Origin of the sequence: Thermococcus kodakarensis KOD1 (assembly GCF_000009965.1) — an archaeon.
GTDB classification, from domain to species: Archaea; Methanobacteriota_B; Thermococci; order Thermococcales; family Thermococcaceae; genus Thermococcus; species Thermococcus kodakarensis.
Window position 1 is genome coordinate 1,285,916 of the sequence record NC_006624.1, and the last position, 23,131, is coordinate 1,309,046.

The following is a 23,131-nucleotide window of genomic DNA, read 5'->3' on the forward strand; positions in this document are numbered from 1 at the left end:
TGGATGAGATTAAATTGCTCACATCAGATTTAGAAAAGCTCGTGGAAATGAGTTCTATCCCTCTTGACTCGCTTAACGAAGTAAAAAGAGAACTTAAAACTCGGGACATGGTTGAGTACCTGGATGCGATAGTTGAGAGGGCCAAGCCCGAAGAAAGCCTGAGGCAGAACTTCTTCTACAAGGGAGCCCCGATAATGAAGCTTCTCGGAGTTAGAGGCTCCCCAGAAGTAAGGATAGGTTCAGGCTACGTGGATCTGGTGTTGAGGGATTCCCTCGGTAGGAAAATCATCGTCGAATTCAAACGTCTCTTCGAACTTAGAAGGAACAAGCTTCTGAGAACTGACTTAAACTGGAAAGAGCATGAGGAGCAAATAAAGAAATATGTTTTTTCTGAAGAGTCCAGATTTGTCGTGTTGACGAATCTCTACGAGTGGTACTTCTTCAGCTCCAAAACGATAATAAGAAAATCCGAACCGTTTTACTACGCTACTTTTATTGACCTCGTCCATGACATAGAGCAGTATGGGAGCCTCTACGATCTTCTTGAGAGGAAGGAACACGGAATACAAAAAGGGGAGCTTGACAACAGATTTTTCAAGAGCCTACGTGAGTGGATAAAGACCCTCGAGGATGTTGAGTTCAAAACAGACGAGAGAATCAAGATGCACCTGATTTTGCATCTCATTAACAAATTCATATTCATTCAGACTCTCGACGATTATGGGGTCGTTGAGTTCAACTGGCTCTATAAGAAGTGGATGGGCTTCTCCGACAGAATTCGGCTGGCGGAGAGACATAAAGAGAAGCCCGAAGTAGCGGGGAGGCATTACAAGTCCTTCATAGAGAAGTTCCTCGGGGAGATAAACGACTTCTTTTACCCATTGTATGACACAGAGCTTTTCTCAGACAGACTGATTGAGTTTATAAAAGATGAACCCGAGAACTGGGCACGCTTTTACAAGGCCTTAGAGACCGTCCTTGGATTCGCCCCGTGGCAGGAGACCGGTCTTAAGATGGGCATAACCCAGTACGACTACAGCCAGATAGACGAGGACATCCTTGGAAGAGCTTATGAGACATACCTGGCTGAAAAGAGGAAGGAGAAGGGAATCTACTACACCCCCAAGTACGTTACCCAGTTCATAGTCGAGGAAACCCTTGGGAAAAGACTAAACGAGCTTAAGGAAGGAATAACAACCGCAATACGGGAGAACGACTTTGAGACTGCGGAAAGGCTCAGCAAAGAGCTTTTTGAGATTAAAGTAGCAGATCTCGCCTCGGGTTCAGGCTCGTTCCTCATCAAAGTTCTCAGGGGGCTCTGGGATACATATTCGGCGGTTATTGACGAGCTGAAGAAAAAGGAAGAAGAACTGATCGGCAAGAAGACCTCAGATCTCTCCGCCCTCGTCCAGAGAAAGGACATCATAGAGGGCATAGCAAAAATGAGAGAGCTCTTCCCGAGTGATGAGAGGATTCTAATGTCCCAGATGGTTCTGAGGCACGTCTTTGCGGTTGATCTCGACGAGAACGCCGTTGAAGTGGCCAAGATGAACCTCTGGAGAGAGCTCATAAAGCTCAACCCCAAGGCCTTCCGCTGGGATAACCTAGGAGAAAATGAGCACGTCCTTCCAAACCTGAGCCTGAATCTCGTGAGCGGGGACTCGCTACTCGGCTTTGCTGACCCCAAGATTTTGGAGGGCAGGGAAGAAGTAAGAAAGCTTATGGAGCTGTGGGAGAAGTTCATCGAGAACCCCGAAGACCTGGAGGTTCTTAACGAGATCAAAGAGATAAAGGAAACCCTCAGAGGAGAACTCGATGAAAGGTATCGGGAGCTGTTGAGGGAGAAGCTTGGAGAGAAGGCCGAAGCCCTGAACAACAGATTTATTCACCACCCGTTGGAGTTCTTCATGGCCTTCTTCAATCCGGATGGCTCGCTTAGAGGAGGTTTTGACTTCATAGTCGGCAACCCGCCCTACGTCAGGATACAGAACCTCAAGAAGGAGAGCCCTGAGTACGTGGAGTTCTTGAACAGGTTCTACGAGAGCGCACACAAGAACTACGATTTGGCAATTCCATTCATTGAGAGGGGCTACAACCTGCTTAGGGAAGGCGGAGAGCTTGGCTTCATAGTCACCAAGAAGTGGATGAAAATAGATTACGGTGAAAAACTCAGGGGACTTTTGTCAAGGGAGAGAGCCGTCAGGTTAATCATTGACTTCGGCGATGAACAGGTCTTCAAGGGAGCAACGACGTACACCATGATACTTGTTCTGAGGAAGGAGAGGAACGATAAGCTAACCTATGCCAAGGTGGAGGAGCTGAAGGAAACCGTTGACCAGCTCAGGGCCGTGAATGAGCCGGACAAGTGGAACTCGGAAAGGTTGAGCGTCATCAAAGTTCCCACCAAGGAGCTTTCCGAAAAGCCCTGGGTGTTTTTGACCGAGGAGGAGAAGAAGATCGTGGAAAAGATCTACAATGGAAGCAAGAGGCTGGGAGAGGTTACCGATATCTTTGTGGGGCTTCAAACAAGTGCTGACCCAGTTTACATTCTCGAATACGTTGGGGAGAGTGGTAACTACTACATAGTCCACTCAAAGATTACGAACCAAGAACACAGGCTTGAAAAAGATCTACTCCATCCTCTCCTGAAAGGAGAGGAAATAAGACGCTGGATGATCCCAGAATATCGTTATCTCATCCTGTTCCCGTACAAAGTACATCTGGTAAACGGTGAAAGAAAAGCAGAGCTAATACCTATCGAGGAGCTTGCGAGCAAATATCCAAGGATCTGGGAGTATTTAAACATTTCAGAGGTTAGAAAAAAGCTTGAAGGGAGAGAGCGAGGTAGCCTTAAAGGTTCTCCAAAATGGTACAGCTATGTTTATGAGAAGAATCACGAAAAGTTTGAACTTCCAAAATTAATAACGGGCGTTCTTTCAAGTGAACCTCGCTTTGCACTTGACAAAAACGGAGACTATTACTTTGTCGGTGGCGGAACCGCAGGAGGCTATGGTGTCCTGATAAAGGACGATTACAAAGATAGGATTTCCCTGCAGTTCATTGGAGCGCTTCTTAACAGTTCACTCCTTGACTGGCGTGTAAAGCAAATAGGAAGCGAGTTCGAGGGTGGATTCTACTCTTATGGAAGGGCATCAATAAAAGACCTTCCAATCAAACTCCCCTCAACCGATGAGGAAAAAACCCTCAAGGAGGAAATAGAGGACACCGTCGAGGAGATAATCGCCCTCCTTAAAAAGCACTACGTAGTAAAATCCCTGTGGAGGGAGTGGAGCAAAAAGCTGGCTAACAAGGGAACCACACTAGGAAAGCTCATCGAAGGCTGGAAGAAGGGCGTCGGAAAGCTCCCGCCTGAAAAGCTCTTCTTCACGGATGTGAGACTCATCTCGAATGAAGAAATGGAATACGAAGGCTTTGAGCTTGAGCTGAAGGACGGAACTCTAAGGCTCTTCGGAAGGGAGTGGGACATGCTCACGCCCATTCTCGAGCTTGAGGGGGACGAGGAGATACTCGAACACGTTTATCTTTCGATGCTCGAACTCCTCGAATCGAGGCAGAGGGTCAAAAACCTCAAGGACATCCTGAACAAAACAAGAGTCCTCACCATAGGAAATGATCCCGAGGAAACAAGGAGGATCGTTAAAACCGTTAAGCAAAGGGCCGGTGTGAAGCACCTAACTTCATTTCTGGAGCTCGTTAGAGAGAACGAGGCATACCTCGACGCTCTCGTCTTCAAACTTTATGGACTGAGTACTGAAGAGGCTAGGATCGTTCTCAGAAACCTTAACAAAACTCAGGACTACATTGACTCCGTCGTCAGGCACCTCTGACTTTATCTTTTTACTCTCGATGTCACTTTTCCAAAAAACTTAAATACCCAAAACTGCTACTCGCTCCGATGCCGATGAGGGGGGAGTACCTTCTCCACCGTTCAGCGGGCGTTTCGCTCTGATTACCTAAATGGCCCCCCTATTCTGGACTCTGAATCGCGCGCTCTTTTGAAAAACTTTTGAGGAGGTATAGCCATGGCTGAGCTTAACTTTAAGGCCATCGAGGAGAAGTGGCAGAAGCGCTGGATGGAAGCGAGGGTTTTTGAGCCGGACAGGAAGGCAAAGCCCAAGGAGAAGAAGTTCTACATAACGGTTGCGTTCCCATACCTCTCGGGCCACCTTCACGTCGGCCACGCGAGGACGTACACAATACCCGATGTTATAGCCCGCTTCAAGAGGATGCAGGGCTACAACGTGCTGTTCCCGATGGGCTGGCACATCACAGGCGCGCCGATAGTCGGTATCGCCGAGAGGATAAAGAACCGCGACCCCAAGACAATCCACATCTACCGCGACGTTTACAAGGTTCCCGAAGAGATACTGTGGAAGTTCGAAGACCCGAAGGAGATAGTCAAGTACTTCATGAAGGCCGCGAAGGAGACATTCATAAGGGCCGGCTTCTCCGTTGACTGGACGAGGGAGTTCCACACAACCAGCCTCTTCCCGCCCTTCAGCAAGTTCATAGAGTGGCAGTTCTGGACGCTCAAGGACATGGGGCTGGTCGTCAAGGGCGCCCACAGGGTCAGGTGGGATCCTGTCGTGGGCACTCCCCTCGGTGACCACGACATAATGGAGGGTGAGGACGTCCAGATACTCGAATACGTCATAATCAAGTTCATCCTTGAGGAGAACGGCGAGACCATCTACCTGCCAGCCGCGACCCTGAGGCCCGAGACAGTCTATGGAGTCACTAATATGTGGCTGAACCCAGAGGCAACCTACGTGAAGGCAAAGGTGAGGAAGGGCGACAGGGAGGAACTCTGGATCGTCAGCAAGGAAGCAGCTTACAAGCTCTCCTTCCAGGACAGGGAGATAGAGGTCATCGAGGAGTTCAAGGGCGAGAAGCTCATCGGAAAGTACGTCAAGAATCCGGTGACGGGTGACGAGGTTATAATCTTGCCAGCCGAGTTCGTTGACCCTGACAACGCCACGGGCGTCGTCATGAGTGTCCCAGCCCACGCACCCTTCGACCACATAGCCCTCGAAGACCTGAAGAAGGAGACCGAGATACTGCTCAAGTACGACATCGACCCGCGCGTCGTGGAGGAGATAAGCTACATCTCGCTGATAAGCCTAGAGGGCTACGGCGAGTTCCCGGCTGTTGAAGAGGCCGAGAGGCTCGGAGTCAAGAGCCAGAAGGACAAGGAGAAGCTGGAGCAGGCGACCAAGAACATCTACAAGGCCGAGTACCACAAGGGAATCTTCAAGATAGAGCCCTACGCCGGAAAACCCGTGCAAGAGGTCAAGGAGCTTGTTGCCAAGGAAATGATGGAGAAGGGCATCGCCGAGATAATGTACGAGTTCGCCGACAAACCTGTCATAAGCCGCTTCGGAAACCAGGCCGTCATCAAGATAATCCACGACCAGTGGTTCATAGACTACGGAAACCCAGAGTGGAAGGCCAAGGCGAGGGAAGCACTTGCTAATATGACCATCTACCCCGAGAGCAGGAGGGCGCAGTTTGAAGCAGTTATAGACTGGCTGGACAAGAAGGCCTGTGCCAGGAAGGTTGGCCTTGGAACACCGCTCCCGTGGGACCCGGACTGGGTTATCGAGAGCCTTAGCGACTCGACGATCTACATGGCCTACTACACCATAAGCAGACACATCAACCAGCTGAGGAAGGAAGGTAAACTCGACGCCGAGAAGCTCGACAGGGAGTTCTTCGACTACATCTTCCGCGAGCCCTTCAGCGAGGAGAAGGAGAGGAAACTGAGCGAGAAGACGGGGATTCCGGCGGAGACCATCCACGAGATGAAGGAAGAGTTCGAGTACTGGTACCCGCTCGACTGGCGCTGTTCGGCCAAAGACCTAATCCCGAACCACCTGACGTTCTTCATCTTCAACCACGTGGCCATCTTTGATAAAAAGCACTGGCCCAAGGGAATAGCGGTAAACGGCTTCGGAACGCTGGAAGGCCAGAAGATGAGCAAGAGCAAGGGCAACGTGCTGAACTTCATTGACGCAATCGAGGAGAACGGCGCCGACGTTGTGAGGCTCTACATAATGGGCCTGGCCGAGCACGACAGCGACTTCGACTGGAGGAGGAAGGAAGTGGGCAAGCTGAGGAAGCAGGTCGAGAGGTTCTACGAGCTGGTGAGCGAGTTCGCCACGTACGAGGCCAAGGAAGGCGTCGAGCTGAAGGACATAGACAGGTGGATGCTCCACCGCCTGAACAAGGCCATTGAAGGAGCAACCAAAGCCCTTGAGGAGTTTAGAACGAGAACCGCTGTGCAGTGGGCGTTCTACACCGTCCTCAACGACCTCCGCTGGTACCTGAGGAGAACGGAGGGAAGGGACGACGATGCAAAGCGCTATGTCCTGAGAACGCTCGCCGACGTCTGGGTCAGGCTGATGGCCCCGTTCACGCCTCACATCAGCGAGGAGCTCTGGGAGAAGCTCGGCGGAGAGGGCTTCGTCAGCCTCGCTCCCTGGCCCGAGCCGGTTCCGGAGTGGTGGAACGAGACGGTTGAGGCCGAGGAAGACTTTGTCAAGTCCCTCATAGAGGACATCAAGGAGATCATAACAGTCGCAAAGATAGAGAACCCGAAGAGGGCATACATATACACCGCTCCAGAGTGGAAGTGGAGGGTCGTTGAGGTAGTTGCTGAAAAGAGGGACTTCAAGGCGGCGATGGCAGAGCTGATGAAGGACCCTGAGATGAGGAAGCACGGCAAGGAAGTTAGCAAGCTCATACAGAGGCTCATAAAGGAAAGGGCCTTCGAGGTGAAGCGCATAGACGAAGAAAAGGCCCTTAGGGAAGCGAAGGACTTCATCGAGAAGGAGCTCGGCATCGAGATAATCATCAACCCGGAGGAGGACAGGGGCGGAAAGAAGAAGCAGGCCATGCCGCTGAAGCCCGCGGTGTTTGTGGAGTGAGGGGGTTTCTCTTCTTTTTTTTCTAAGTTTGGTCAACTCCCTGAAACAGTTCCCTGTACTCCCGATTCTTTGTTTTGGTACTCTGTGTAGCCTCCTAAGAATCCCACTAGAAGGCTTGCAACTGGCCAATAGCCGAGAATAAACATAATTGGGATTATAACAACGAGAATCAGGGCAGTGAATCTTGGTAATTTGCCGTTAAGGACCGACAGAGTTCCACGCTGAAATATTGAGACTCCCCACAATGCAATAGCAATGGAGAATGCGAGCTCTAGGGAGTTCCCTTTAATCCACGCTAGAGGACTTATCAAAGAATAGATTACTGGACCTGCTATCACTCCTAAAAAATAAATGAGAAGCATATCTTCAAAAAAGGTAAATAGGACTTCAGATAAGTACCTTTCCACCGTCTCCCACCTTTTTATTCTTTGAGTGTACACAGTAGCCTGTTGAAATGAATAACTAAAGCAATATCACCTCCTGTTTATGAACCATGGGTACATTTCCACTGTGAATTCAATTGGAGGTGCTTGGACGGTGTGCCTTGGGTGGGAAACCCAACAATTGTAGCCCAAGCAGATGATAACATCCTCTTCATAAACGAACTCTGCTTCACCCCTTAGCTTAAGCTCTATCATGTGGAATGGTGTTCCCTTTTTAACGAATGGGACAACAACAGGGTGTGCCACGAATATTTTGCCCCACGCGGGAGAGCTGCTCAGTAACCCTTTTTTCTTCAGGTCATAAAACTGAAATTCAATATCGCGGTTGGCATCGATGTCGTCCGTGTACCATTTGAAAATGAGCCCCTTAGTGTAAGTCTCACTGAAGCCTGCTGCTGCACTTGGAAGGCCCTTAGCGTCGATCCCTATATTTAAGCCCCAAGTGACGGTTGGCTCTGATGAAGAACCACTGCCTTCTGGCCTGAAACTCCCCACGCCAAAGTAGGCTTGTTCAGGTGAGGGATTAAGGATCGTTGCCCTTTCTCTGACCTCCTTAACTGCCACTCGGAAATTCTTAGGGAAATCTCTCTCACTGGGCACTTTTGCCTCATGGCTCATGTAGACGTAGTAATAATATCCCATTCTTGCTTCGGCTACCCAAAAATCAGCACCAAGCTTGTTGTACACATGAACTTTGTGCCCCTCTCTGGTTGTTATTTCCTCTGATGTAGTCACCGTGCTAATCCGGCCTATTGACGTCCACTCTCTTGGGGGTTCATCTGCGAGCGCACCTCTAACTTTGAGAGGGAGCTTTCCGAACTTTCTGGCCTCAATGTAGAAGCTTTTCGTCATGACTTCAACATCCGAGGCCTTAACATCGTACCCGAGGTAATACAATGGGGCATACGCTCCTGAGGGAAGTCTTCTCAGGGCAATACCAACGAAAGTAGCATTACTGAACTCTTCAAGGTTTATCCTAAGTGTTAGTCTATCCCAATATTTCTGCAAAAACTGTTCAGCCATTTGTGTACTGGATTTTCCGGAAAAAGTTTTCAATGCAACATTATCCCCTGGGACTGGCAATGGCAATGAGGGCTCCTTTTGAGGCGATGGAGAAACTCCAACCTCTTCATACCCTCGAACCTCGGCAAGTACTACGCTGCCAACCACAAGTAGCCCCAGCAGGACTGCGAACAAGGGTTTCCACTTCATGCTTGCACCTCTTACAGTTGTTTGCACTATATTTTGCGACAGACACATTTATAAACTTTACTATTCAAAGTTTTTAAAATGACTATGCCAATAGTAATTTTATTAATACTTCTAAAATTCCGACTTCTCTGGGAAAATAAGCCGTGAGTAAAAAGTGTTGCATGGGGATGTAAGTGAGCCGTAGAGACTTATTAAATCAAGCCTTTTGGGAGAAACCCTGAAACTCCAAAATTTCTCCCTGCCATTAATTCAACACCGCCTTATAAAACATTTTCCCAAAAACGCTTTAAACAGAGGTTCTTTAGCTCTCTTTGGTGTTCTCCATGCCTGCCAACGAAGAAAAGTTTAGAGAAGAGATCCTTTCCAAAATCCCACCCCGGAACGAGCCACCTTTGCCTCCCAACTGGTTGCATATTGAAATGCTCGAACGATTCCGTGTCCTCAGGTTCGCGCCCCTAAGAGAAGGCATGAACGTCCTCGAAATCGGCTGTGGTGCTCACGCGATAACAACAGTTCCGCTCGCTTACCTCGTTGATGAGACCGGTAGGGTAGTTGCCGTGGATAAAGCCCGCTGGCACTTCTTCGAGGAAATAACATCCGTTGCTGGACTGAAACACAGGATAATCCCCATGAAACTCGACGCGAGAGAGCTGCCCTTTCCATTCAAAGCGTTTGACCTGGCAGTTCTCGTCCACGGCATCAGAAGTCTGAAAAACGAAGAAACCATCGTAAAGGTCATATCTGAGATGCTCCGCGTTTCTGATAGAGTTTTCATAGCCGAGAGCCTCCCAATAGCAAACAACGAGCGCCAGAGGGCACACCTTGAGCTGTACAACCTGAGGCAGGAGATATTCGAGGCTTTGTTCGGTGAGAAGGACGACCTGCACTACTTCCCGCTGGAAAAGCTGGAGGAGTTTGTGGAGCGCGCCGGAGGACGGATCGTTGAGAGCGGAACCTTCGAGCCCAACCTGCCGCACTACCTCGCATACATACCGCGGGAGTACGTATCGCAGATAAAAGACGAGAAAAAGCGCACTGAACTCCTGGAGCGCTGGGATAGGGCCTATGAAAAGTGGAAGAACGGAGCCGAACATCCACCCGTGGGATGGCTGATTGCCGAAAGCGAGGTCAACCGAAACCCTTAAAATTAATAACGCGATATTAAATACCATGATATTAAAATTCATCGATCGGGAAGAGGAGCTCCGGGCACTTGAGGAGCTTTACGCCCAGGACAAGGCTCACCTCGTCCTCATCTACGGCAGGAGAAGGGTGGGAAAGACCGAGCTTGTGAAGCAGTTCATAAATGGAAAGAAGGCCTTCTACTTCCTAGCTAAAAAAGAGCCGATGGAGCTTGAGCTGGATAGGCTCGTAAGGGCCTTCAACAGGAAGTTCAACGTCTTCATCGAGGCTGAGAACCTTGAGGAGTTCTTTGAGAGAGTAAAAGAGTTCGGAAAGATAGCCTTCGTAATAGACGAGTTCCCTTACTGGGTTGAGGAAGATAAGGGGATTCCCTCAACATTCCAGTACATCTGGGATGAGGTGCTGAAGGACTCAAAGGTTTTTCTCGTTCTGCTCGGTTCTTCGATCTCGACGATGGAGAGCCTTATGAGTTACAAGAACCCGCTCTACGGCAGGAGGACTGGTCAGATAAAGCTCCGTCCCCTTGAATTCTTCCACCTGAAGGAGGCTTTCCCGCGCTACAGCTGGGAGGAGCTCGTTAAGGTCTATGGAACTATAGACGGAATTCCAGCTTACTTCCAGTACTTCGATGACTCTCTTTCAGTGGAGAAAAACATCGAGAACAACTTCTACAACCGGGTGAGTGTCCTCTATGAAGACGCCGAGAGGTTGCTGAAAGACGAGCTGAGGGAGCCGACTACGTACCTCAACATCCTGAAGGCCATAAACGACGGAAAGGCGAAGCTCACGGAGATAGCTAATGAGACGAGGGTCGCTGTGACGAACCTCCCGAAGTACCTCAAAGTTCTTGAGACCCTCGACCTCGTAAAGAAGGAGTACCCGATAAACCAGAGAAAGCGCGGGCGCGGTGTTTACAGGGTGAAAGACTTTTACCACCGCTTCTGGCTCCGCTTTGTCTACCCCTACCGCGATGACATAGAGATCGGAGCAATAAGCTTCGAGGACTTCCAGAGCGACTTCAACCGCTACCTCGGCGAGGTCTTCGAGAGCGTTGCCGGACAGTTCCTGATCAGGATGAACCGTCTCGGAAAGCTGCCCTTCAGGTTTACGAAGCTCGGAAGGTGGTGGCACAAGGGGGAGGAGATCGACTTGGTTGCCCTCAACAGCATCACAGGGGAAGCGGGCTTTTTCGAGGCCAAGTGGAAGAACTTGAGCGAAAGGGAAGCGAGGGGAATCCTGAAAGACCTTGAAAGAAAAGCGGAGCTCACGGGAATACCAGGGAATTACTTCGGACTGATCGGGAAGAGGATAGAAGGAAAAGAGAGCCTCAGAGAGAAAGGCTACCTCGTCTTTGACCTCGAGGATTTCAATGAAGTTGGGGAGGAAGGGCGCTGACTACTCCCTCACCAGCCTCCTCGCCAGCTCAGCGTAGAGCGCCGGCATCTTGCGGAGCGAGTCTATCTCAACGTACTCGTTCGGGCCGTGGATGTTGCCTCCCCTCGGGCCAAAGTCTATCGCCTTCACCCCGTAGGGCGTGAAGAACCTTGAGTCTGCCGCTCCAGGCCCCTCCACCGGTTCCGCCTTCTCGCCGAGCTCCTCAAGGACTTCCAGAGTCACTCTGACGATCTTTTCCTCCGGGTGGGTGAAGAGGTAGCCCGCCTTTTCATTGGTGGCAACCTCTATCTCCGCCTTCGGAAGGTTGAACTCCGCCACTTCCCTCATCGCCTGCTCAATCTCGTCCTTCAAGCGGCTCATCGCCCTCACGTCAAATTTGAGGATGTGCTTCCCGTCTTTGATGGAATACAGATTGGGCGTGATCGAGACGCCGTAGTCGCTGTACTTCTCCGCTTTTATCGGAGCCCTCACGAAGGGCACCACCGCCTTGAGGAGCCTCGTGAGGCCGACGTCAACCTCGACTTCCTCACCCTCGCCGGGAACAACGTACGTAAGGGTCACTTCACCCGGCACGACGTTGCCCTTGAGGAACTTTCCTTCGAGCGAAACGGCGAAAGCCTCTCTGCTCCGGAGGAAGTGCGAGGCCGCTATGAGAGGGTGTGTATCAACGCCGGGGAGGAAGTAGGCGGCGTGCCTCGTCTCCAGCACGGGCGTCCTTATCCTGAAGATCTCACGCTTAATAGTGCCCTTAACCATTGTTTTCTCCGAGGGGACGCGCACGGTAACTCCAAAGCCCTTCCTCCTTCTGATTATCGGCTTCATTCCAATCCCGTCGGCGTTCACCATGTACTCGGGAAGTTTTCCCTCTTGAGCAAGCCTTTCAGCTATGTGCATCGCCATCCTGCCACCGATTTCCTCATCGCCCGTGAAAGCAAAGAGAACCTTTCCATCGAGCTTCTCCTTCGAGAGCTCCTTCAGTGCGAGCATTATTGAGGCAACGTTGCCCTTGTCGTCGGCACTGCCCCTTCCGTAGGCGCGGTCTCCTTTTACTGTGAGCTTGAAGGGATCGGTCTCCCACTCCTCCCTGTTTACGGGCACGACGTCGAAGTGGGCCATAAAAAGGAGCTTCGGCTTTCCTTCCCCAATCTCACCGTAGACCGCGTAGTAGCCGTCGCGCTCGATCAGCTCGCTCTCTATCCCCCACGATGCGAGCGTATCCCTTATGAAGGCCGGGCAATCCCTGGAAGGCCTTATCCCCCTGGCCGGGTCGTTCACAGTCTCAAAGGACACAAGGCTTGAGAGGAGTTCGAGAACGTCCATCGAAACCACCGTTAAGATAGACGTCGAAATGATATTTAAGGGTTGGTCTGGTTTGAGACATAGACTACCTCAACCTCCACCCTGAAGTTTGCCGCAATAACCAGGATAACCAAAACAAGGAGCAGAACTAATCCTTTGGAGACCCAGATCGGATAAGGTTCAGGAAATTCAATTTCCGACTTCATAACTGTGCCTTCGTCCCACACAGGGGCTTCAGACGGCATCTTTGAGAGCACGAGGAGTATCAAAAAGTCCCCCGCCATTCCAGCGGTGTTGAAGATGTATAGGAGTGCCCAGAAGGGAGAGCGAGTAAGCCACGAGACTAAGAAGGCAGCAATGGAAATTAAAATAGGAGCCACTATCACGTATCTCGCTTTCTTAACTGTCAAGGGAGTCCTAAAGCTGATGTAAGGCGTAACCATTCCATACTTGGCTGAGATCCCAAAGCCGACGTCAGCGCCGCAGAGCTTTGCCACAAGGGCGTGAAACCCCTCGTGAAGAAGGACGGTAAGGACGAGCGGAAGAGCAAGGTAGTAAAGGGTATCCCAGTATGAACGAAACGACACTTCAAGCCAGGGTGCTGTTAGGGCAGAGCCTATGAGCAGAAGCAGGGATAGGATTATGACGTCGTTGTAGTACTTGAAGATGTCAAATTCTCCTCCCGAAACGTCCTCCCCCATCGCCATTCCAGCACAAACTAACGATGGAAAGTTAAAAAGATTTTGACCAACAAGTGAGTGAGAGAAAGAGGCCTCAGAACTCCCTCTCGACGAGGAACTCCGCGAGAAGCTCAAGGTCTCTCCTGGCTTCGCTCTCAGGGAGAACCTTGAGGGCCTCGTTCGCTTCCCTGATGAGGTTCTTGGCATAGTTTGCCGCGTAGTCTATGCTGCCGTACTTCTTGAGGAGTTCGATGGCCTTCGCGACCTCCTCCTTGACGTTCTCGTCGTGTATCAGCGCATCGCCCTTAGCATCGCCAGCATACTTGCCGAAGACTTTCAGGAACTCGGCCTTGTCCTCCTCGCTCGCGTGCTCAAAGAAGTGGCTCACTATGAGCGTCTTCTTACCCTTCCTTATGTCGCTTCCAACGGGCTTTCCGAGCTTCTCCTCGTCGGCAATCAGATCGAGGACGTCGTCCCATATCTGGAAGGCTATTCCGACGTTCATGCCCCACTTTGAGAGGGCCCCGATGTACTCCTCGTCCTCCGTGCCCACTATTGCACCTATCTCTGCCGAGCCCTGGAAGAGCGCGCCGGTCTTGCCGCTTATCATCTTGAGGTACTCCTCTACGGTGACCTCTTCCTTCGTCTCGAACTCTATGTCGAGGGCCTGGCCTTCACAGAGAAGGTTGGAAGTCCTGACGAGAACATCCAGGATTCTCGCCTTCTTCTCGGCTGGGACTTCCGCTTTGGCTATCGCCTCGAAAGCCTTGCTGAAGAGCAGATCGCCGGCGAGGATTGCCATGTTCACTCCCCAGAGCTTGTGGACGGTCGGCCTGCCGCGCCTGAGCTCGTCCATGTCCATTATATCGTCGTGAACGAGGGAGTAGTTGTGGATGAACTCAACGGAAGCCGCCGGATAGAGGGCCTTCTCCGGGTCGCCGCCAACTGCCTCGGCCGCGCGGAGGACGACGAAGGGCCTAACGCGCTTTCCACCTGCAAGAGGGTAGTGTCTAGCAGCTTTATAAAGCTCAAGAGGCTCCTTTTCGGGAACAAGTTCGAGAATGACCCTATCAACGTCCTTCGCCTTCTCCTTAATCCTTGCAAACAGCTCATCGTACTTTCCCATGATACCACCCCGTGAGCAATGAAAGTGAAGCTGAAAAAAGAGAGAAGGTATCCTTTATCAGTTTTACCCTCACTCAATCTCAACCGTGTATCCGTTCCTCGACACGAAGACATCTCTGCCGATCAGGTAGCCCTCTTCCTCGGCAAGCTCGGCGTAATGGGTGAGCATCCTGAACTCGCCGTGGGCCGGAACGATGTTCTCAGGGTTGAGCATCCTGAGGAGGTAGCGGTGGTCTTCCCTGCTCGCGTGGCCGGAGACGTGGAGATCTTTTATCATCCTGACGCCCTTCATCTTGAGTTTTGTCTCCAGGATGTAGCGCTGGGCCCTGTTGAGGGGGTTCGGTATCGTTCCAGCGGAGAAAACGACCGTATCCTGCTTTCCTATGTCGTAGAGCTCACCGTTGGCCATCCTGGTCAATACTGCCCCCGGTTCACCCTGATGGCCCGTAACAACGAGGAGGTAGTTCTCCCTCGCTCCAGAGACTTCAGCGAGGACTTTCTTTATGGCATTCGGGCTTCTGACTGCCCTCGCTCCCTTCATCTTTATCAGGCCGAGCTGTTTGGCTATTCCGGTGTACTTCGCCAGAGACCTGCCAACGAAGACGGCCTGCCTGCCCATCTTGTTGGCTATCCAGATAAGCTCCTGGAGACGGGCTATATGGCTGGCAAAGGTGGTCGCTATGAGACCCTTCTCGTCCATACCCTCGTAGAGGAAGAAGTCTTCCAAGAGCATCTGGGCAACGGCCTCGCTCGGTGTCTTAGTCGGCTCTGCGACGCGGGTTGATTCGGCTATGAGAACCTTGACGCCCTCCTTGCCGAGCTCCTTTAGGCGTTTGTAGTCAGGCCTCTCACCGAGCGGGTTGTTGTTGTCGAACTTGAAGTCGCCGGTGTGGACGACCGCACCCTCGGGAGTGTGGACAACCACCATCGCCGCCTGAGGTATCGAGTGAGTTATCCGTACGAACTCTATCGCCAGGTTCTCGCTCACCTGGACTATCTCGCCGAATTCCGTTTCGTACATCGGGTTCTTGACCTCGAAGTACTGCTCGCTCTTGACCTCGCTCTTGGCCAGCTTTATCGTGTAAGGAGTCCCGTATATCGGAACGTCCGGGTAGTGAGGTGCTATTTTCCCGACCGCTCCAATGTGGTCGAGGTGGCCGTGGGTGAACGTTATCGCCACGACCTTCTTGTTTCTCAGAATTGAATCATCGGGTATTGCGCCGAGCCTCTGGAGTTCCTTGGTCGGGAACTGCTGAATGTTGACATCCTCGTGGATGAGAACGCGGTCGAGCCTTATGCCCATGTCAATTATAACGACTTCCTCTTTCCTGCCGTCAGAATAGCCGACGGCGGTCATGTTCTTACCGACTTCCTCGTAGCCGCTGATTGTGTAAACTCTAATCATGCCTAATCCTCCTCCTGCCCCAGGCCCCTCTCGAGGCGTGGGGCTGCGTTGCTCATAGTTGTTGTCATGGGTTTAAAAAGGTGTGCATTTGAAAGAAGTACGAGAAGAAAGAGGGAAAGCGCAAAGGACGGAAATCAGATGCCCCTGTTCCTCAAGTAAGAGGGCAGGTCAATCCTCTGCTCCAGCCACTCCCTTGTGAAGCCCGTTATTACGAGCGGAACCTTTCTCAGCTCCTCGACATTTCTGGCCCCGACGAGGAACATGGCGTTTCTTATCTCCTCTATGTAACGCCTGAGGATTTTTATCACGCCCTCAACATCGCCCTTGACGGCCGGCTTGAGGAGTGGCAGAGCAACACCCGCGAAGGTGGCTCCCATCGCTAAAGCCTTCGCCATCGCTATGCCGTCCCTCATCCCGCCTGTGGCTATTATCGGGAGTTCTGTGGCGTACCTAACTTCCGCAACGCTGATGGCGGTCTTTATGCCCCAGTCCCAGAAGCGAAGGGCTAAGTCCTTTCCGATCTCATCTTTCGCACGATAGTACTCCACACCGCTCCAGCTCGTCCCGCCGAGGCCACCCACGTCGATGGCGTCGATACCTATGCTCTCAAGCCTCACCGCGACCTCCATGGAGACCCCTGCCCCGGTCTCCTTCGCGATTATCGGATACGGAAACTCGGCCTTCAGCTCTGCTAAAGCCTTCAAAACGCCCCTGTACTGTGTGTCCCCCTCGGGCTGGACGCTCTCCTGGAGCGGGTTCATGTGGATGGCCAAGGCATCGGCTTGGATCGTCTCAACGGCCTTAAGCGCCTCCTCAAGGCCGTAGCGCTCCCTGATTGTCTCGGAGAACTGAGGAGCACCGAGGTTTCCAACGAGAAACACATCGGGAGCAACGTCCCTAACGTAGTAGCTCTCCCAGGTCTCGGGCTTCCTTATCATGGCCCTCTGACTGCCAACGCCCATCGGAATGTTGAGCTCCTGGGCGGCTTTGGCAAGGGTTTTGTTAATCCTCCCCGCGAGCTGTGAACCCTTCGTTCCGCCGGTCATTCCAGCGATGAAAATCGGATAGTCGAACTTCCTCCCAAGAAACTCGACGCTCAGGTCGATTTCATCCTTGTCAATCTCGGGCAGGCTCATGTGGACGAAGTGGACATCCTCAAAACCGTTGGTGACATGCGCCTGGACGTTCCTCTTGAGGCAGTGCTCTATGTGCTCGAACTTCCTGATGATCGTGAGTTCCTCCCTATCAAACTCCCCCATTACAACCACCGAAGGAATAGAGGAAAAGAAGTTAAAGAAGTTTCCGCTCACTCCATCGCCTTCTCGATGAGCGCCCTCATGTGAATCTCTGCGCTGTCGAGGACTTCTATGCCGACGTCGCCGGGCTTTATTGCCAGCGGGAGCTCAGTACAGCCCAAGATTACACCCTCAACGCCTTCCCGGGCGTACTTTTCAATCAGCTCAACGAGGTACGGCTTGCTCTCAAGCTTGCCCAGGGCCAGCTCGTTGAATATTATCGAGTTTACCCTCTCGCGCTCTTCCTCGTCTGGAACTACAACCTGGAAGCCCTTCTTTTCGAGAGCCTCCCTGTAAAACGGCATTTCCATCGTGGTCTTTGTTCCGAGCAAGAGGAGCTTTTTAAGGCCGCGTCTCCTTGCCTCCTCCGCAACTGCATCTATTATGCTGACCATTTCAGCGTTCACGGCCTCCTGAACGTCCGGGAAGACTATGTGCGGCGTGTTCGCGGCGATGCCGATTACCTCCGCTCCGGCCCTCTCAAGGGCCTTAGCCGCTTCGATGAGCATCTCCTTCCTCCCTTCCCAGCCGCGCGGGTTGTCCTTGAAGGTCTTGAAGTTCATCGAGAAAACAACCAGCTCCGGGAAGAAGTAGGGCTCGAAGAGCTCCCTCGATATTTCGATGTATTTGCGGTAGTAGTACTCGGTTGATTCAGGGGTTGTTCCGCCGATGAGACCTATCCATTTCATCGGGATCACCAACGCAAGTGGACAGAAATGGTTAATAGTCTTTCCAATGAAAGGGATTTCAAGAAAAGAAGGAAGTGAAGGTCAGGCCTCTTCCAGCCTTATTCCCCTGCTTTCGAGGTACTCAACGGTTTTCTCCAGTTCTCCTTCGTCCTCGGCAAAAATTATCAGCCCTATGTACTTCCCAAAGCCTTTGGGAGAGGAGTGAATTCTGACATTGAACCTCTCAAGCGCCTCCCTGAGAATGGGAGCCAGCTTGCTCTCGTCGGTTATCTCTGCCAGAAACTTTCTCTGAAGGAACTTCCTTCTTCCAAGTCTTGGAAGGACTTCCTTCTCAAGCATGGCCTTCATTTCCCTTGGCATACCTGGAAGGACGAATATCTTCACACCCTTATGCTCGATGAAAGCTCCGGGCGCGGCTCCCCCAGTGTTCTCAAGCGGCTCCGCCCCCTCTGGCAAATAGGCCATCTTCTTCCGCCCCTCGTTCAGACTCGGGTCGTCTATGTAGCCTTCGCTGTAGAGCTTCTCGTAGAAGGCCTTTATCCTCTCAAGGCACTTCTCGCAGAGGACGAGCTTCCTGCCCAAAGCTTCAGCGACGGCCAACATTGTAACGTCGTCGTGAGTCGGACCAAGGCCGCCGCTGATGACGAGAACCTCAGGCTTCCTTGCAAGTATCTCCCCAACGACGGCCTTTATCTCCTCAACGTCGTCTCCGACCGTCGTTATCCTCCTCACCCAGTAGCCCTGCTCGGTCAGCTTCGAGGCTATGAAGGCAGAGTTGCTGTCGACGGTGTGGCCGGTCAAAAGCTCATCGCCGATGGTGAGGACTTCGGCGAACATACCCCTCACCTCAGCCTCGTTCCGAAGCCGTCCCCCCTAATAGCCCCGCTCAGCCTGCCAGGAACTTTACCGTTCACGAACCAGACTTCAGAGTAGTGGGCCATCTCGTAGGCTTTCCTCAGCTTGTTGCATATCCCCCCGGTAACGTCTGTCCCGGCGGCGGTGCAATGAAGCCTTTCAAGGAGGGCAGGAACTTCCTCGCGGGCAAGTTCCGGAATGAGAGTCCCCTCGCCAGGTTTTCCGTCGTAGATGCCGTCAACGTCCATGAGGAATATCGCCTTCTTCGGCTTGAGCATTTTCGTGAGGTACGCCATTATCTGGTCGCCTGAGAGGATGTCTATTCCCTGGGCGACATCAACGGAAACATCACCGAAGAGGATTGGAATGAAATCCAGCTCAAGGAGCTTCTCAATGACCTCTATGTCGGCGTAGAGTATCTCCCCTCTTTCCGTTATGAACAGGGAGGAAGTGGATATTGAAAACCCTGGAAGGTTGTGGTCAGTAAATATCTCAACGAACTTGGAATTGGCCCTAAGCATTGACTGATGAGTTAGTGAAAAGCCGAGTCTCCTCCAGCTGTCAATCCCCCAGCTCCCGGAAAGCCCCTCTCTTATGGAGTACTCTTTAGCATAGTGGTGTCCAAAGCTGCCTCCCCCATGGACTATAACGAATTTTTCATCGGGATAGAACTCAGCCAGCTCTCTTGCAATTTCCTCAACGACGTCCGTCCTGAAGTTTTCTGGCTCCCCCCTCTTATCACTGAAGACGCTACCGCCGATCTTGATGAGTATCACTCTTCCACCTCCTCAATCCTCATGCCCTCCCTGCTTATCTTCGTTATCATCGGCGTTCCGCCGGCTATGGTTATGGCCGTTGCCACCTCGCTCTGCTTCCCAGGGGCGAGGGCGTACATACAGCCACCGCCACCAGCACCGGTAATTTTTGCTCCAAGAGCGCCGGCGGTTCTGGCAGCGTAAACCAGCTCGCTGAGCTTCTTGGTCGAGACGCCAAGAGCATCGAGGAGGCCGTGGTTTATGTTCATTAGCTTCCCGAGTGTCTGGAACTTCAGTTCCCTGTCGAGGTCGGAGGTGATGACTTCCCTGGCCTTCTCAACGAGCCTGCCCATTGAGTTCAATATCGGCTCGAATATCTCTGGCATCTCCTCGTAGTTTTTCCTGACCATTGCAACGAGCTCTTTCGTGGACCCGCTCGAACCTGTGTATCCAACGACTAGTGGAAGCTCCATGAAGGGAAGGTGCTCGAACTTCCCCTTCTGGTAGTGTATGAAGCCGCCTATGGCGGAAACTGTTGGATCGATGCCGCTCGATGCGCCTTGGACGAGGAGCTCAACCTTGTGGCCGAGCTTTCCAACCTCCTCGTTGCTCAGCTCGAGGCCGAGGAGCCTTGAGACCGCCCCGATGGTCGCAACGGCAACGGCAGCAGAGCTTCCAAGACCAGCGCCGACGGGAATCTGGGAGGTTATCGAGACGGTTATGCCCTTCCCGTTTACGTCCGCTTCTTCCCTTACGAGCTCTATCGCCTGCCTGACGTAGCCGAGAACTTCAGCGGCCTTTCCGTAGTCGCTCTCGAAGTAGATGCTGTCCTCGGTGAAGGAAACTATCAGGCCTGGAGTCCTTATGTCATGGGCCTCTATCTTTATCGCTCCCGTATCGTTGAACTCGGCGCTGACGTACGTCCTCAGGTCTATGGCAGCCGCTATGGCGGGTTTTCCGTAAACAACGCTGTGCTCTCCAAAGAGGATAATTTTAGCCGGTGCCGAGGCAAGAACCCTTTTAACGCTCATTTTTGACCCTCCAAAAACTTCTCTATAGTCTCAATGAACTCATAAATGTCATCTAGATGCTCGCGAAGTGCCTCAAAGGCAAGTTCATCGTTTATCCTGCCGTATCTATGAACCAAGACGTTTCTAAAGCCCTTCATGAGCCTCAGCTTTTGGGCCAGCCCCTTGGAGATGATCCCTCCTCTAACAAGTCCTTCAAATACGTCCTCTTCCTTCTCAGGGATTCCCAGCTTTAGGTCAGAGTTTATGATTGCGCAGATATCGATGACGTTCTGTATAGCAAACTCAACGCGCTTGTAAATCCCGTCCTTTATGAGACCCAGCGACTGGAAGGTCTCGAAGTCCTCTGGCAGGTGCTCTTCAACCAGCTTCAGGCTTTCTAGTATTTCCTCGATCTTCGAGCGTATCAGCTCAACCCTCATTCTATCGCCTCCAGGCCGAGGTAGTCGTAATAATAGCGCTTGAAGTCCTCCCACTCCTTCAAAACCTCATAGGCGAGGTCGTAGAGAAAAGTCTCGTCGCGACAGAAGAGAATCTTCCCCTTGAGGCACTCCCTTTTCAGGGGCAGAGGAAGGAGCTGGAAGATCTGAACGTCATATTTGTCCGGAAGGTTTCCCAGAACGAGCACCCTGAACCTGAAGGCCTCCTTTTCGTTCCCTTCGTAATAAACGCAGAGGTCGTAGTCGCTGTCTTTGCGAGCGTCTCCCCTCGCCCTCGAGCCAAAGAGGATTATAAACTTGACCTTATCTCCACCAAGCTGGAGGATTCTGGCAACGGCCTCGTCGAGGTTCATAGTAGAAAATATGGAAAAGGGCTTATCACACTTTCGCTAGCGCCTGAAGACTATGCTCGCGTACCCGACAACTGCTTCTGTTGAGCGGCTCACCTCAAAGCTCGTTGTGTAGTGGAGAAGCTCAGCCTCGACCGCACCAGCGAGGCGGGAGTAGACTATTGCAGTCCCTACACCGCCAGGCCCGCACATGGTGTGGTTCATCTCCCTTATCTCCTCAAACATCCCCCTTACGTCGAAGTCGAGGATTCTCCTTATTATCCTGAAGTCCCACTCCTTTATCCTGTGGGGGAGCTCGTCCGCCCTCGCTCTGAAGGGCACGTAGCCGTAGATCTGGCCGTAGTGCATGAAGTCAGTGCTCGCTATGACCACCACGTCCTTTCCTAGCTCCCTGCTCGCCTCGAAGATGGCCCTCCCAAGGTCTTCGGCAACGTCTTCGTCCTGAATACCGAGTGTTATCGGGACGATCTTGACTTCCTTTCCTGCCTTCTCCGCGAGGTACTGTATGAACGGAACCTGAACCTCGATGGAGTGCTCGTATTTGTGAGCGAGGTCGTCAAGGTCAGCTATGCCTGAGATTTTTGCTATCTCCCTGGCAAGCTCGCCGTCGACCTCAATCTCGCCGAGCGGCGTTATCCAAGTGCCCGGAGGGTGAACCGCTATCGGAGAGCCGAGGCCGGTGTGGTTCGGCCCGAGGATCACGAACGTCTCCGGAAGACCGTCCTCAAAGATGGCCTTATAGGTTCTGCTCGCCGTGTAGCCGGAGAATATGTAGCCCGCGTGAGGCGCAACACCTGCGGTTATCCTTCTATCATTCCCCTCCTCGCCGAGGTCGCTGAAGAACCTCTCCAGCATGAGGACTAGCTCCTCGTCAGCGGGATAAAAGCTTCCAGCTACAGCGGGATACCTTACCACCATCTCCATCACCCCCAATGGATTTTAGCTCGAGAGTTTAAATACCTTCGGTTATTTTAAGGCCCGAACCAGATAGGGGAAGGAGAACTTTGGAACCTTCGGGTATTTCACCCGAATCCACGAGCTTCCACATCCCAGCAAGAACAACGGCAGATGTCGGTTCTACAAGGAAGCCCGCGTTGATGAGCCACTCAAGCGCTTCTCTCGTCTCGGCCTCACCAACGCTCACGCAGAGGCCGTTACTCTCCTCCAGAGCCCTGAGCATGTCCTCCTTTCGCGGAGGCTCGGGAATTGCTATCCCGTCGGCGAGGCGGTTTTTCATTACGGAGCGCTCGCAGAGGCTCTCGTAACCTTCTGCCTGGACGGCTACAAGCCGGGGGGCCTCGTTTATCTCCCCCATCTCTCTAAGCTCTCTAAAGCCCTTCCAGAGACCGAGGAAGAGCGTTCCAGAACCTGTTGGGGCGAAAGCATAGTCCGGAACTCCCACCTGCTCGTAGGTCTCGTAGGCGATGAGCTTCGTCCCCTCGATGAAGTAAGGGTTGAGCCAGTGGGTCACGTAGGTTATACCCTCCCTCTTCGCGAACTCTATAGCCTCTTTGTGAACTTCCATTCTGTCCCCATCAACGAAGTGAATCACCGCCCCAAGCCGCTGGAGTAGGGAAATCTTTGCGGGCATTGCGTCATAGGAGACGAAAGTGTGAACCCGGATTCTAGCGGGAAGTGAGTAGAGGGCGAAGCTCAAAGCCGCGTTTCCCGAGCTGTCGATTACTACTTCACTTACCCCCTCCTCCATCAGCTTTGCCACAGTCACCCACGTGCCCCTGTCCTTAAACGAGCCGCTTGGCTGGAGGTAGTCGAGCTTGAAGAGAGCAGTAACAGGGCCGACCTGAAGTTCAACCGTTGGCGTTATGGCGGGTACTGGCGGTGGAAGAAGGTTACCGCTAACGGGCAAAAAGTTGATGTATCTCCTTGCATCAAGGTAGGGCATGAGGCTCCCGAAGAAGTCGAAGTACTCCCTCTCCACAAAGAGCGTTCCGCCGCAGTCGCACTTCAGCATGAAGGTCTCAGGATAGGTTTTTCCGCACCTTGAACACCTGAGCATGCCATCACCTTTTTTAGGTCTTGGGAAAAGTAAATGATATCAAGTTAAAAAGG

The 23,131-nt window shown here is 52.3% G+C and carries 19 protein-coding genes; 4 read left to right on the top strand and 15 right to left on the bottom strand.

The genetic code is table 11. The features are described 5' to 3' along the window. Positions 1-107 precede the first annotated feature (107 nt). Entirely contained in the window at positions 108-3,848 is a 3,741-nt protein-coding gene (locus tag TK_RS07265; protein ID WP_158298054.1) for an Eco57I restriction-modification methylase domain-containing protein, read from the top strand. Positions 3,849-4,043: 195 nt separating this feature from the next. Continuing rightward, positions 4,044-6,947: a leucine--tRNA ligase gene (leuS, locus tag TK_RS07270; protein ID WP_011250412.1), complete on the top strand. Its 2,904-nt coding sequence runs from the start codon at positions 4,044-4,046 to the stop codon at positions 6,945-6,947. Positions 6,948-6,979: 32 nt separating this feature from the next. Here the strand turns inward: leuS and TK_RS07275 are convergent, their stop codons facing one another. Beyond that, positions 6,980-7,354 (bottom strand): hypothetical protein, encoded by a 375-nt coding sequence (locus TK_RS07275; RefSeq protein WP_048053730.1) that lies wholly within the window; start codon positions 7,352-7,354, stop codon positions 6,980-6,982. A 66-nt stretch (positions 7,355-7,420) separates the two neighbouring features. Next, positions 7,421-8,602, bottom strand: a complete 1,182-nt coding sequence (locus TK_RS07280; RefSeq protein WP_048053731.1) for a hypothetical protein — start codon at positions 8,600-8,602, stop codon at positions 7,421-7,423. Positions 8,603-8,925: 323 nt separating this feature from the next. On the opposite strand from TK_RS07280, the gene TK_RS07285 reads away from it, so the two are divergent. Then, on the top strand, positions 8,926-9,747 hold the full coding sequence (locus TK_RS07285) for a class I SAM-dependent methyltransferase (RefSeq protein WP_011250415.1): 822 nt from the start codon (positions 8,926-8,928) through the stop codon (positions 9,745-9,747). 25 nt (positions 9,748-9,772) lie between these two features. Next, positions 9,773-11,140, top strand: coding sequence for an ATP-binding protein (locus tag TK_RS07290; RefSeq protein WP_011250416.1), 1,368 nt, complete (start codon positions 9,773-9,775; stop codon positions 11,138-11,140). Here TK_RS07290 and TK_RS07295 read toward each other — a convergent pair whose 3' ends face one another. The 13 genes from TK_RS07295 to TK_RS07355 form a co-directional block, all read right to left on the bottom strand. Beyond that, a complete protein-coding gene (locus TK_RS07295; protein WP_011250417.1) occupies positions 11,141-12,460 on the bottom strand; it encodes a M20/M25/M40 family metallo-hydrolase in 1,320 nt (439 codons plus the stop codon). Positions 12,461-12,495: 35 nt separating this feature from the next. Further along, the gene (locus tag TK_RS07300) at positions 12,496-13,146 is read right to left on the bottom strand and encodes a DUF3267 domain-containing protein (RefSeq protein WP_232500570.1); all 651 of its coding nucleotides are present in this window, start codon (positions 13,144-13,146) and stop codon (positions 12,496-12,498) included. Positions 13,147-13,213: 67 nt separating this feature from the next. Then, positions 13,214-14,245, bottom strand: coding sequence for a polyprenyl synthetase family protein (locus TK_RS07305; RefSeq protein WP_011250419.1), 1,032 nt, complete (start codon positions 14,243-14,245; stop codon positions 13,214-13,216). A gap of 69 nt (positions 14,246-14,314) precedes the next feature. Beyond that, positions 14,315-15,649 carry an RNase J family beta-CASP ribonuclease gene (locus TK_RS07310; protein ID WP_011250420.1) on the bottom strand — a complete coding sequence of 445 codons (1,335 nt, stop codon included), beginning with the start codon at positions 15,647-15,649 and terminating at the stop codon, positions 14,315-14,317. A gap of 134 nt (positions 15,650-15,783) precedes the next feature. Further along, positions 15,784-16,908, bottom strand: coding sequence for a type 2 isopentenyl-diphosphate Delta-isomerase (fni, locus tag TK_RS07315; protein WP_011250421.1), 1,125 nt, complete (start codon positions 16,906-16,908; stop codon positions 15,784-15,786). 47 nt (positions 16,909-16,955) lie between these two features. Then, complete coding sequence (locus TK_RS07320; RefSeq protein WP_011250422.1) at positions 16,956-17,633, bottom strand: aspartate/glutamate racemase family protein; 678 nt, start codon at positions 17,631-17,633, stop codon at positions 16,956-16,958. Between the two features lie 81 nt (positions 17,634-17,714). Beyond that, positions 17,715-18,470 carry a molybdopterin-binding protein gene (locus TK_RS07325; protein WP_011250423.1) on the bottom strand — a complete coding sequence of 252 codons (756 nt, stop codon included), beginning with the start codon at positions 18,468-18,470 and terminating at the stop codon, positions 17,715-17,717. 5 nt (positions 18,471-18,475) lie between these two features. Next, positions 18,476-19,264, bottom strand: a complete 789-nt coding sequence (locus TK_RS07330) for an isopentenyl phosphate kinase (protein ID WP_011250424.1) — start codon at positions 19,262-19,264, stop codon at positions 18,476-18,478. Continuing rightward, positions 19,261-20,274, bottom strand: a complete 1,014-nt coding sequence (locus tag TK_RS07335; protein ID WP_011250425.1) for a mevalonate kinase — start codon at positions 20,272-20,274, stop codon at positions 19,261-19,263. The genes TK_RS07330 and TK_RS07335 overlap by 4 nt, the downstream gene beginning before the upstream one ends. Then, positions 20,271-20,693, bottom strand: a complete 423-nt coding sequence (locus tag TK_RS07340; protein ID WP_011250426.1) for a type VII toxin-antitoxin system HepT family RNase toxin — start codon at positions 20,691-20,693, stop codon at positions 20,271-20,273. Before TK_RS07340 ends, TK_RS07335 begins: the two co-directional genes overlap by 4 nt. Next, positions 20,690-21,064 (bottom strand): type VII toxin-antitoxin system MntA family adenylyltransferase antitoxin, encoded by a 375-nt coding sequence (locus tag TK_RS07345; RefSeq protein ID WP_011250427.1) that lies wholly within the window; start codon positions 21,062-21,064, stop codon positions 20,690-20,692. The genes TK_RS07340 and TK_RS07345 overlap by 4 nt, the downstream gene beginning before the upstream one ends. Positions 21,065-21,100: 36 nt before the next feature. After that, on the bottom strand, positions 21,101-21,979 hold the full coding sequence (locus TK_RS07350) for an MEMO1 family protein (protein WP_394295121.1): 879 nt from the start codon (positions 21,977-21,979) through the stop codon (positions 21,101-21,103). A 34-nt stretch (positions 21,980-22,013) separates the two neighbouring features. Further along, positions 22,014-23,078, bottom strand: a complete 1,065-nt coding sequence (locus TK_RS07355) for a pyridoxal-phosphate dependent enzyme (protein WP_011250429.1) — start codon at positions 23,076-23,078, stop codon at positions 22,014-22,016. Positions 23,079-23,131 lie beyond the last annotated feature (53 nt).